General features: G+C 39.2%; 10 protein-coding genes. 1 reads left to right on the top strand and 9 read right to left on the bottom strand.

Going from position 1 to position 12,541, the window contains the following annotated elements; genetic code table 11:
• Nucleotides 1-299: 299 nt before the first annotated feature.
• Nucleotides 300-1,733: a DHA2 family efflux MFS transporter permease subunit gene (locus tag V7266_RS23890; RefSeq protein WP_335471609.1), complete on the top strand. Its 1,434-nt coding sequence runs from the start codon at nt 300-302 to the stop codon at nt 1,731-1,733.
• Nucleotides 1,734-1,839: 106 nt separating this feature from the next.
• On the opposite strand, the gene V7266_RS23885 is transcribed toward V7266_RS23890, so the two are convergent.
• The 9 genes from V7266_RS23885 to V7266_RS23845 all read right to left on the bottom strand — a co-directional run bounded on the left by V7266_RS23885 (nt 1,840) and on the right by V7266_RS23845 (nt 12,504).
• Nucleotides 1,840-4,362, bottom strand: a complete 2,523-nt coding sequence (locus V7266_RS23885) for a GH39 family glycosyl hydrolase (RefSeq protein ID WP_335471608.1) — start codon at nt 4,360-4,362, stop codon at nt 1,840-1,842.
• A gap of 161 nt (nt 4,363-4,523) precedes the next feature.
• Nucleotides 4,524-5,513 carry a sugar phosphate isomerase/epimerase family protein gene (locus V7266_RS23880; protein WP_335471606.1) on the bottom strand — a complete coding sequence of 330 codons (990 nt, stop codon included), beginning with the start codon at nt 5,511-5,513 and terminating at the stop codon, nt 4,524-4,526.
• 19 nt (nt 5,514-5,532) lie between these two features.
• Nucleotides 5,533-5,940, bottom strand: coding sequence for a C-glycoside deglycosidase beta subunit domain-containing protein (locus tag V7266_RS23875; protein ID WP_335471604.1), 408 nt, complete (start codon nt 5,938-5,940; stop codon nt 5,533-5,535).
• Between the two features lie 274 nt (nt 5,941-6,214).
• A complete protein-coding gene (locus tag V7266_RS23870; RefSeq protein ID WP_335471603.1) occupies nt 6,215-7,468 on the bottom strand; it encodes an MFS transporter in 1,254 nt (417 codons plus the stop codon).
• A gap of 71 nt (nt 7,469-7,539) precedes the next feature.
• Nucleotides 7,540-8,697, bottom strand: coding sequence for an FAD-dependent oxidoreductase (locus tag V7266_RS23865; protein ID WP_335471601.1), 1,158 nt, complete (start codon nt 8,695-8,697; stop codon nt 7,540-7,542).
• 18 nt (nt 8,698-8,715) lie between these two features.
• Nucleotides 8,716-9,471 (bottom strand): cyclase family protein, encoded by a 756-nt coding sequence (locus V7266_RS23860; RefSeq protein WP_335471599.1) that lies wholly within the window; start codon nt 9,469-9,471, stop codon nt 8,716-8,718.
• Nucleotides 9,472-9,495: 24 nt separating this feature from the next.
• Entirely contained in the window at nt 9,496-10,404 is a 909-nt protein-coding gene (locus tag V7266_RS23855; protein ID WP_335471597.1) for a fumarylacetoacetate hydrolase family protein, read from the bottom strand.
• A gap of 15 nt (nt 10,405-10,419) precedes the next feature.
• Nucleotides 10,420-11,526, bottom strand: coding sequence for an alpha/beta hydrolase family protein (locus V7266_RS23850; RefSeq protein ID WP_335471596.1), 1,107 nt, complete (start codon nt 11,524-11,526; stop codon nt 10,420-10,422).
• A gap of 30 nt (nt 11,527-11,556) precedes the next feature.
• Nucleotides 11,557-12,504: a VOC family protein gene (locus V7266_RS23845; RefSeq protein WP_335471595.1), complete on the bottom strand. Its 948-nt coding sequence runs from the start codon at nt 12,502-12,504 to the stop codon at nt 11,557-11,559.
• Between the last annotated feature and the right edge of the window lie 37 nt (nt 12,505-12,541).

Here is a 12,541-nt window from a genome sequence, read left to right as displayed (position 1 = left end):
CCCTTTAATTAATTATCCTAATAGACATAAAAACCGCTCTTTTTTTTCTATCATTTTTTTCATTTTTTCATATAAGATTAATAATTTATCACAAGATTTTATCCTAATAGGATCAAGTAATGAAAAATGTCGTTACTTGCAGGATTACTTCGAATAAAATAATTCGGTAACTTTTTTACAAAAAATCAACAAACTCATTTATTGACTAGGAGAATTTTGACCTGTATTGTATCAAATAACGGACCGATTTTAGGGGAACGTATATAGAAATTTTTCTGGAGAGAGAAGGGGTATGGTTAATGAAGCAATATAACACGCGTGCCATCATGGCGTCGCTGCTCATCTGTGGTTTCGTTGGCATGTTCAGCGAGACAGCACTTAATATTGCGATTAGTAATTTAATGGATGTGTTTCAAATTTCGGCCGCGACCGCACAGTGGTTGACGACGGGATTTTTGCTAACTCTCGGCATTCTGATGCCGATGACTGGGTTACTGCTACAATGGTTTACAACGAGGCAATTGTTTATTGGTTCGCTCGTGAGCTCTATCGTCGGCACTTTGATTGCTGCGCTCGCCTTCAACTTTGATATGCTTATGGTCGCTCGTGTACTACAGGCGGCAGGTATGGGGCTGTTGATTCCGCTCATGTTCAATACGATCCTCGTCGTGTATCCACCTGAGAAGCGTGGAGCCGCAATGGGCTTCGTTGGACTTGTCATCATGTTCGCGCCAGCAACCGGACCAACGGTTGCAGGTCTCCTAATCGAATATTTTACATGGCACTACATCTTCTGGCTCTCGCTGCCGTTTTTGGTCATTGGGCTGTTGGTAGGGCTGAAATATTTGGAAAACGTCACCGATGTAACGAAGCCTCGGATTGATCTACTATCCGTTGTATTATCGACTATCGGCTTCGGAGGGATTGTCTTCGGCTTCAGCAAAGCAGGAGAAGGATCCGAGGGTTGGACCAGCACGGTCGTGATTACTTCGATTGCCATCGGGTTAATCGCGCTCGTTTTGTTCACAATCCGGCAGATGACTATGAGCGATCCGATGATGGACCTGCGGGTCTTCAAGTATCCAATGTACAATGTAGGATTACTTATGGTGCTTTCGTGTATGATGATCATTTTATCGAGCATGATTATTCTGCCAATGTTTCTTCAAAATGGTATGAAACTGACACCGTTTACTGCAGGGCTCATGTTGTTGCCGGGCAGCGCACTAAACGGCATCTTATCGCCGCGGATGGGACGTTTATTCGACAAGTATGGACCGAAGTGGCTCGTTATTCCCGGACTTATTATCGTCGCGGTAACGTTATGGTTTTTCTCTAGCATATCGACCACATCATCGGTCGCTTTTATCGTCGTCCTTCATATCGGATTAATGATCGGCATTTCCATGGTGTGGATGCCAGCACAGACCAACGGCCTGAACCAGCTGCCACCTGCGCTATACCCACACGGAACGGCTGTCATGAACACATTGCAGCAGGTCGCGGGTGCGATTGGTACAGCTATTGCAATCTTCATCCTTACATCTGGAATGGAGAAGTATTTGCATGACTCCTCTGCACCTACTCAGCAGACCGAGGTGGCTAACGCAATGACGGCGGGCTCACAGCATGTGTTCTTATTTGCGATGATCGTGACGCTGGTCGGTCTCGCCTTGGCCTTTTTCATCCGTAGGGTTGTCGTCAACCATTCAGCGATGAATCCAATGCATTAATGACCAGATCTAATTTTTTAATGAGGACTTCCTATACACAGGTTGTCCTCTTTTTTTGGCCACAAAAAAAGGGTCAAAAATCGATCGGATTTTCACCCTCTACTAATTATAGATCCTGAAATAATAAATTTAGTTCAAACAGTTTTACCTCGTGCGGATTCAGCCTTGCGTTTAATATGATAGAATTATTCTCTACGATTTCATTTTCAACTTTCATATAAGGGACACAAATTTGCCTTAAATATTCAACCTCATCAGCTTTCAGGTCATGAACCGCACCAAATTTCATCCATTCATCTAGAATACTTCCGTGATCTCTGTTAAGTTTATGTTCCTTAATACGATACTTCCCATTAGCAATCCCTTGTAATTCAAGTGAAAGGTTTAAAGGCTCGTTATTTTCAAATATATCATATTGTCCGGTAATTCCAGTACTTCCTTCAGGATGTAAATAGTAGGAATAGTTAAAATGCTTGTAGTTAAAATATAACACTTGGTATCGATCACCAGTTTTTTTCGTGACAAGATAATTTTCACCTTTCGCTACTAGTATTTCACCCAACTGGTTTAAAAGGGCAAAAGCATGGTAGCTTGGTTTTTTTATTCCGCTTTTCGTCAACAAACCGGCACCGCCATGTAAAAGATCCTTAGAATCCCTAAAATCACTAAAAATATCTGAACCCATCCAGTATCCGAGCATGTTAACTGGATGTTGATGTAAATTCTCAATGATGTTCTTTACAATATAAGAAGCTTTAAAAGAAGTGTCATGAAGATAATCTCGGTTTACAGGCGTTACATTCCATTCAGTAACGTTTAATTCAAGACCCTCGTATCCAATGTTTTTCAAAGACTTTCTGATTTCATGTAACTTATGTTTAATATAACTAGGATTGGCCGATTGCTGATTTCTTTTTGGGATTACATTTTTTTTCTTATCGATTTCAATAGGGTAAAGATATACCGAGAGGAAATCGGGCTGGACTTCTTCTAATTTCCACTGTTTAAGTAAGGAATTCAGTTTATTGCCTGCTAATTCCATACTTAACCCGCATCCACCAACCTTCGCCAAAGGAACAATATCTTTTATAACTGTCTTAAATTCTTTAAATATATTAAAATATCCCTCAAAATGGCTTGGTTCCTCGTATTTAATATCATTTAAAAAAATAATATTATCCTGTTGCTTATCGGTAAATGGATCGATATGTTGACTCCATATTTCAAAATACCATGTCTCAACCTCTTCGATCCCATAACGTTCAATGCAATGTAATAAAAAAGTTTTTAATAAGTTTTTCCAGTCTTCTAATGACCTTTCACTGATTGTCTCGATAATAAATATTTCATCGAGAGTTTTCGAGATAATTTTAGGTTTAGGTCCAAGTTCGATAAAGGGCCTTAATTTATTTTTTATTAGGAAATCTAATAATTTATTTGCATTTGAAAAATTATAAGATATGGTATTACTTGTACGGTCTTCAACATGCATATCATCTCCAAACAATCCCCAAAACCTGGCATAGGTAAATCCGATTTCCTGTTGGAGAAGGCTGATTTGCTCCTGCAGATCTGAGTTTAAAATATCCTTTGCATATCCAATATTGATTAGCTTACTCCAATACTTTGTGAATGCCTCAGAGTTCTTAATTCTTATAATCTGGGATTCGACCACGTCAGGAGTTTCAAGCAAAGGTTGGTTTCGATCCGTCGCCTTACTACTAAGATATCTGTCCAATTCAAAAAATGCTTCATTCTTTTCTTTTAAATTGAATTCCTTCGTTTCTTCTTCCTCTTTCAATGCCAATTTTGTCATTTTCTTTCTATATTCAACGGGTTTTAACTGATAATACTCATAGAAAACTCTATTAAATGCAGCTAAATAAGGGAATCCATTATCTAAAGCAATTCGTGTAATCGGTTTATTCGAGTTTTCTAATTCATTTACAGCATAGGCGAGACGGATTTCATTTAAGTATTGCGAAACCGTTTTACCTGTTTGTTTTTTAAAGATTTTAGACAAATAAGGGACAGAAATGTAATGTAGCCTTGCCACTTCCTCTAATGTAATTTGGTCGCGATAATTGCTATGAATATACTCAATAATATCTGTTAATCTTTCATTTTGACTGATGACAGTGGAATTACCAATTTCTATTTCTCTTTTTTTTAAACAATTTACTTTTAAAATGGAAATGAATTTAAGTGCTTTTTCTAAAAACTCAACAAAAACATTATTGTTTTGTTTCATATAAATTGTTAATAACTCTTCAATAACAAATCGTAATTTTTGATCATATGGAGAAGGATGAGCAATTGAATTGCAAGTAAATAGTAGATTCCTTTGAATCAGCAATGAACTTAGTTCAGAATAATTAAAATGAAAAACAACAAATAAATTATCCTTTTGAGATTGAAAAGAGTGAAATTCATTTGAATTTACCAAGATAAAGTCAGATGTGTTCAAGTGATAAATATTATTAGTAATTTTCACTTGAAGCTGCCCCTTTATCATGTAGATTAATTCAATGTCTCGATGAGCATGCTCTAGATTACTCTTACGATTCATAACCGAAACCGTAATCAATTTTGAATCTATTGAAGATTGGAAGATGTGTGTACCACTCATTTCAATCACCTCTTAAAAAACAAAAACTATTTAATAGTCTTTTATTTCTAAATATAGCACAAAAGAAGTCAATTCGACATTTTTTTAATAATATTCAAGTAATTGCAAATAATTAGCAATAACATTAAATAGGAACCTTTTCAAGGTCCCTAACAATCATTCTATTTATTAAGTAAATTGCTTAACAAGACTTGATGACGCCTAACTTGCTCTACGCTGTCCACTTCCATATAATCTTGGATGTGACGGTTTCCTTCGTATTCACTGTCAATATAGCCTTCATATCCAGCTTCTGTTAAAACCTCGATAATCTCTTTATATGGAATACTAGGTTCCTCGTAGTTTTCTGTAATTTCATAGAATTTTCCATGGACATGCATAATATAAGGAATATAGTCTTTAAGGATTTTAGGATCAGTATAGACAAAGTGTTTTGCTAGTTCTGCATATTCTACATCTTTCTTATTGGCATTCTTTATACTTTTTACAATTTCAAATGTCTCTTGTTTATCAACACCATTGGCATAATTGTCACTGACCAATTGAACGATCTCAGGGGTAGCCCCATCACGGATATATCTTTGCTCCATAACAGGTAACATTCTTTTCACAAAGATGCCTAAGTCAGGCATAATCCCAAACCACTTTGTTCCACTCTGCATGATATATTCAAGTCTTTCTTCAAACCATGGTGTCCCAAAGGTGAAAGGAGCGTGAACTTCAAGTGCAATTTTGACACCATACTCTTCAGCATAAGGCAGACTCTCTTTTACTACTTCCAAGGGAGTGGAAACCAAAGTTCTTAACACTTTAAAGCCAAGTTTGTTTGCGAGCTTTAGATCCCGAACCATCATTTCCACGTTTTCTTCGAGTGTTAGTAATCGATTAGGAAATAATTTGTTATCTAAAAACGCGTCATATGCAATCGGTTCGACCCCATATTGATCCATCCATCCAAACCACTGGTCAACAAATTGATCCGTTACCTTAGGAAATCCGGTAAGCATTTGTTCTGGCAGTAACTCAATCCCTGTAGCACCAGCTTTTGCTGCCTCAGCGATACATTGTTCTAAAGTTAACTTTCTTGTGAAGTATTCTTCCTGGTAACTATATAATGAAACTCCGCGCTTAATGTTTGCTTGTTTGCTCATTTTAAAACCCTCCTCTTAACTAAGCTATAATTCTATCTTCTTCAAGTGTGATTTGTTTGATATCATCGCCAATATTTGGCCATGGCAAATAGGAAATACGCAAATTAACAACAGCATGTACTTTATGTGTTCCTGCTTCTAAGCCACCTGGTTTTTTCACGAATAATGTCGCCTTTTCACCGAATTCCCAGCGATTATTGATCAAGGTTGATAATTCATGATTCGGAAAGCTGCCGGTTTCTACTGAAAACATCATATCATCGTGTGCATAAGATTGATCATTTATCTCTAAATCAATACTATTAATTAATGACAAAGCAATTCCACGATAATATGGAATCCGTAATTTTACTTCAAAGCCAACTACCTGTCCGTCTTCCACCACATTTCGAAAACCATCTTCGCAGACTAAGTACTGTTCAAACATGTATTTTCACTCCTTTTTGATTCAAACCACTTATAGTAAACGCTTACTATATTGTGTTCTATTAAAAATATACCTCTTCAATATCAGTAAAACTATTTTGTTTTCTACCCAAAACCATATACTTTTATATCCATTTTCCTTTTTAAAAGAAAAAAAGTAATCATTTCAGGTTAAAAATGTAATGCACTTTTTTAACCTATTCCAAATACGACTTAAATTAAATTTAACTTACAAATAACAAAAAGGAAGGATTTTACACCTTCCTTTCCCAAATTTATACTTGAGCTTGTATCTCTTTATTGCTCGAATGTTTTAGTTTAATAGGTGCGGTTTCTCTTATGCCAAACGTGAAAAGGAACCCAACAAAGGCGGCAGCTGCCGTAACCCATAAAGGAGCCATAAGTCCAAATCGATCCGCCAGTATGCCTGACACAGTTGGACCAAAACTGCCGCCGATAATTTCACTAGTTAAAATAACAAAACTTATCGCTGTGGCTGAAAAGGTCCTTGAAACTGATTCAGCTGGAATAATGTTCATAATTAATGGCTGGTAGCCATTTCCCGAAGAGAAAACAAGAATAGAGATGAGTAAGACTCCGAAGCTGTGGTAAGAAAGCGCTATTGAGATAGGAAGGAATATAGCTAATAAAGAGAATACTTTAATTGCAGGTAATCGACCAATACGATCTGAAATAGCTGCACCCCCGAACTGCCCCATAAACATCATCAGACCCATGAGGCCTAATAACATGCCAATTTGTCCTTCCCCATAATTAGTAGATTCTGCATAAATGGTAGGTAAAAAAGCAGTAAGTGATAAAATATAAATCATATTACAAATACCAACAATTGTACTTAACCAAACATTTCTTGTCTTAAAAACACGAATGTAATCAGCCTTAGTTGGTTTAGACTTTATTGGTACCACATGTGGAGACATACTTGGCTTTGGCTCTTTTAAAAATTTCCAAATGATCAGACCCATTAGGATCCCCGGGATCGCGATTATATAAAAGGAAAACCTCCAGCCAAAAGAAGCAGCAAGAGCGACAGTGAGAACAGGTGCGAGTGTTCCTCCAATTAAGGAAGAAGAACTTTGCACGATTCCCATATTTAGACCTCTTCTTTTCTCCGAAGACTCATGAATCACAATCGATTGAACCAGCGGCATCACCGGGCCTTCTGCCAATCCCATGATGCCCCTTACTAAAAGTAATGTAGCAAATGAACCGACAATACCTGATAATAAAGTAGCAATGGAAAATAAAAACACAAAAATGACAAGCATGGGTTTCTTTTTACCTAAAAAGTCAGAGAGACTAGCAAAAATCAAAGTAGAAAGGCCAAAAAATAGTCCTGTCACAGACACAGTTAATCCTAGTTGTGTATTGGACAATCCCAACTCTGGAGCAATTTTCGGAAAAATGAACCCTAAACTTAACCGATCTAAGAATACAAGTCCAACAACTAAAAACATGGTAATGACAAGGAAATTTTCATACCGAAAAAAACCTTTTCGTTTCTCCATCCAACTGCCCCCTTCAATCCTATTACTAGATTGACATCAAAATGGAAACGTATACAATAAAGTATACGTCTCTATCGTGTGTTTACCTCTGTTAAAAAAGGTTCATTCATTTTTGCTAATGTTTCATAAACATACTTACCTACATTTACATTTTCTTTCATTTGACCACTCCAAGTAAGCAATTCCCATTCCACCAACTGGTCTGAATTGTCAACAATCAACCTGCAGCGTTCATACCGCTTTTCCATAAAGATCTTAAACGATTCTTCGACTCCAACATTATGTTTTAATATATCGGCCAAAACAATTACATCTTCAATGGCAATGGAGGCACCTTGTCCAAGATGCGGGGCTGTACCATGTGCAGCATCACCGACAAGCAAAACATTTCCTTTATACCACGGTTTTGACAGCATATGCGTAAAGATCGGGCGATAAACCACTTGCGCAGGGTCAGTAATTTGATTAGCTGCATCTGCAATTGCACCGCCGAATTCGGTCATTCTTTCTTTCAGTAATTCATGGAGCTGGTCATTAGGAAACCTTGGATTGCCTGGTTCATGAGTGGTTACCAGCAAATACATCTCATCATCTGACATTGGAACTAATCCAGCTTTTGCCTTTTGCCCGTAATAGAACAGACCTCGATCCACTTCTTTTGGACGTGGAAGGGTGTAACGCCATACTCCTTGTCCGCTATATTTTTGAACAATATCACCAAACAACAATTTTCGAACCTTCGAGTTAGCTCCGTCCGCCCCAATGACCATGTCATAAACTGCTGAAATGCCGTTACTTAACTCTACCTTAACACCATTTGAGATATTTTCTATCTTGTTAACGGTTGAGCCCATATATATTTTTGTACCGATTTTTTCAACGGCCTCTAAGAGAAAATCATGAAGTTTCCTTCTGGAGATTCCGTTAACACCCGGATATCCTTCGATTGTAGGCGAGTCTCCTTGGAACATAAAATGTCCCTGCCCTGTATAATAATCGAAGCCTGGATAGGAATATCCCTGTTTCATACAAGCATCAGCTAAGCCAATTTCATTTAGAGCCCTTAGTGCATTCGGGGGCTGAATAATCCCAACACCATATACATTCCATTCCAGTTCCTTCTCAACAATCTCTGCGTCAATCCCAATTTTGTGAAGGGCGGCGGCGGCCGCTAAACCACTAATTCCACCGCCAATAATGAGTACTTTTTTAACAAATTGATTTGTCATATTAAACACCCCTCCCTTTTAATCTATAATCGCAACAGCCCGAGTCCAGCCTGCGCTCCCGCCTTTAATTTTGACTGGAAAAACAGATACTTTAAATCCAAACGGCGGTAATTTATCCAAATTAGCTAGTTTTTCAATCTGGCAATACTCTTTTTCTCTTCCCGCAAAATGAGCTGCCCAGAGAACACCAGGACGTGGGTTTTGTTTATAATCCTCCGCTTGTACGGATAAAGGCGTATCCCACCCCCATCCGTCCGTACCCATCACCTTAATTCCTTGATCGATCAGCCAAAGAGTGGCTTCTGCAGATACACCGACATGAATCTCACTATAATTAGGCTGATATCTTTTCTTATCGGCATCACAGCGGATCATGACAATATCAAAGGGTTTTAACTCATAGTCCATTTGGTTAAGTTTTTCTTGAATATCTTCAATTGTTAAAGAATAACCTGCTTGTTTGTCAGTAAAGTCCAGCACTACTCCATCATGAAAAAACCATTCAAGCGGCATTTCATCAATGGTTCGAGCCGGTTTCCCTTCTGATGTCGGCCAATAGTGCCACGGTGCATCAACATGTGTACCGGCATGACTCGTCAAGGTAAGAAATTCCCCGGCAAGACCTCTTCGGTCGGGGAAATCTTCCGGTGTTACACCAACAAGTTTCGCTCCAAATTCTGCCCCTTCTTCATGTGTTTCAAAGCGAATCGAAAACGGAAGAGGATCTTTTAAGTCCTCTTCAATGGAAACACTTAGGTCAACAATTCTAGCCATAAAGTTCCTCTCCGTTCATGTTTCTTAACTAATTCTATTTTTTAAAGAGCCAAGGCCTGTAATCGATAATTCTACTTCATCCCCCGGCTCAAGCCAGCGATGCACTTCGGGACCAAGCTCCATAATGCAGCCAAAGCCAACTGTCCCTGAACCGATAATATCTCCTGGATATAAAGTGACTTCTTCTGAAGCCCGCTCGATCATGTCGCCAAATGTGTAATAAATATCTTTAAAATTTCCCTGAGAGAGAATTTCACCGTTTACTGCAGCTGTCATTTCTAAATCGAATCTTCCATTTGTTTTATATGGTTCCAATTGATCTTTTGTTAGAATATAGGGACCAATAGAGGTCGCGAAGTCCTTTCCTTTTGCCGGACCCAATAAAACTTTCATTTCTTTCATTTGTAGATCCCGTGCCGACCAATCATTTAAAATGGTATAACCGAAAATATAGTCTTCTGCCTCATTTGCCATTATATTCGTTCCTTGTTTCCCGATTATACAGGCAAGCTCGAGTTCATAATCTAAGCGTAAACATTTGGCTGGCCGCTTTACTTCTTCCTCCGGCCCTTTCATCGCATGGGGATTGGAGAAATAAAAGATTGGCATTTCATACCACTCAGGTGCCACCGTATCCCCTGCGCGCTTTGTAGCATTTTTGACATGGGTCTCGAAAGCCACAAAGTCTCTGAAAGTTATTGGGTTTGGCAATGGAGCAGTTAAACGTATTTCTTCAAGCGAATAGAATGGAAGCTCCACTGAACAAGTTAATGCCTCTAAAATAGGCATGTAACTCGCGTTATTTTTTATAAAATCTGCCATATTATCAGGTAATTCACCCTTGGAGGCAAGTTTCATATCTATCACTCTATTATGATCCAGCCATCCTGCACGCATTTGGCCTTCCGGATTATAAAAGGTAACCAGTTTCATACATCTACCTCCATCCTATCTTGTTAACTGTTCTTTTAACCAGTCATACATTTCGTAGGTTTCTGTGATATTATCGACCTGACAATGAGAAGAACCTGTACTGCTAGTTGGAATAATCTTTAACCAGCGAGAGCAAGTAAGATCATTGTATACATTGTAGGCATTATCAACCATATTCTGTCGATCGTCCTCACCATGTACTATATAAGTTGGCATTTGGATTTTTTCCGCTACTCCGCGTAAATTATAATGCTGCAACTTTGCCCTGGCAGCAGGCATGTCTTCAACACCAAAGATATGCTGGAGGATTTTTGCTAATGGATGGTTATCCGGACGTTTTGCCCAGACATCATTGTAATCATAAACAGCTCCCCAAATAGCACAAGCTTTAAACCTTGGTTCAAATGCAGCACATCTAGCTGCCATATAACCCCCCATCGATACAGCCATAACCCCGATACGATCGGGATCAACATCTAGATTTTCAACTGCCCACTCATACGCTGCTGTACCGGCTGTATTATAATCATGACGCGAATGAATGTGATGGATTCGCAATGCCCCTCCCTGCCCAGGGCCATCAAGGGCAAGAAGCGAAATGCCTCGTTCATTTAACAGCTGAGCAGGCCCATAATATAATTCCTCTGCGGTGGAATCTAAACCGCCAAACATCACCATCAATGGTCCCTTACTTTGATTTGGTGCTTCAAAATAATACCCTGGCAGCACAGCATGCTCAAATGGAATATTAATAGCTTTCGGAGGTGAGGCTAGTAGCTCCCCTCCTTTTCTAAACGATTCTACTCCTTTTAAATAGGTTGGCAGTTTACGCTCATCGTCAGGCTGCAGGAAAAATTCCGCCGTACGAAAGTAGTTTGCTGCCCGTAAATATCCGGCCCGTGCCGTTTCTTTATATCCCTTGTCCATTGCATCATTAGCGGTTGTCAATGATTTATTCCCAAGTCTAATCCACTCATGATGGAAACTTTCAAAGTCTCCCAACTTCATTCGGCTGGCGGCATCCAAGATTTCATTTACTTCACCGCCGCCAAAATACGATTGGCTGATCATTCTTACCATTTGATATGACCACATATAATTATCCGGAAAAAAGTGCCACATAACGCTTAAGTCCCCCTGTTGGTTTATTGATTATTTAATGACTTTTCCTGATGCATCCCAAGGCATTTCACGGCCCCAGGCATCGTTTGGATTTTCAGAAAGACTCCATCGGTATGGGCCAAAATCCGGAGCAAAAACCAGATGTGCTCCTGCGTATAATTCAAAACGATTCCCGCCTGGCTCATCTACATAAAAGAAAAATCCTTCTGCAAGCGCATGACGTGTTGGCCCCCCCATGGCTAATTCGTATCCATTTTCGAGGATATGGTCGGCTGCTAATAGTACTTCCTCCCTGCTTTCAACCGCATAACATACATGGTTAAACCCGCCAGGTCTGCCGCTATGACCTTTTAGGAAAGCTATATCGTGCGATAGGTTCGTAACGGATAGCCAAGCACCGATTTCAGGGCTGCCAGGTTCATCAGCATTCAAAAAGATCCCCTCGTTATAGCGGAAACCAATATTTTGATAGAATTCACGGTCCTTTGTTACGTCATTACTAAAAAGAGTTATATGATCGATTCGTCGTGGAGAAATGCCGCGTCCTGGATTTTTTTGCGGGCGGTTTTTCCATTTGCTGCGCTGCTGATCTGGAGCTTCATATAATTCAACATCCCAAAAAATCTCTTCTAAGTGACCATCAGGAGATGTAAATTGATAGGCACGGCCATGACCAAGATCCCCTTCAATCCAGCCTATTCCTTGTCCAAGTTTTTCAATATGGGCAGCCGCTTCTTCAAGTGCAGCAGGACTATCTGCACGCCAGCCAATATGACCAAGACCTGGTTCATTTCCTGCAGTTATTTTCAAACTGTGATGGTAATGCTCCCCCCATGCACGAAAATACACGGAGTTCTCTGTTCTGCCGGACTCTTCTAATCCAATAATATCTTTAAAGAAATTGGCTGACTCTTCTAGTTTTGGACTAATGATTTCAACGTGAGCAAGATGGGAAAAAAAGTGTGGATTTTTATACATGCGTGATTCCTCCAATTAATATAATCATAAACTACCA

It is taken from the genome of Neobacillus drentensis (assembly GCF_036965645.1).
Classification (GTDB): domain Bacteria; phylum Bacillota; class Bacilli; order Bacillales; family Cytobacillaceae; genus Neobacillus; species Neobacillus drentensis_D.
Note: the sequence above shows the minus strand (reverse complement) of the source record. Positions and strands in the feature narration are given on the sequence as shown.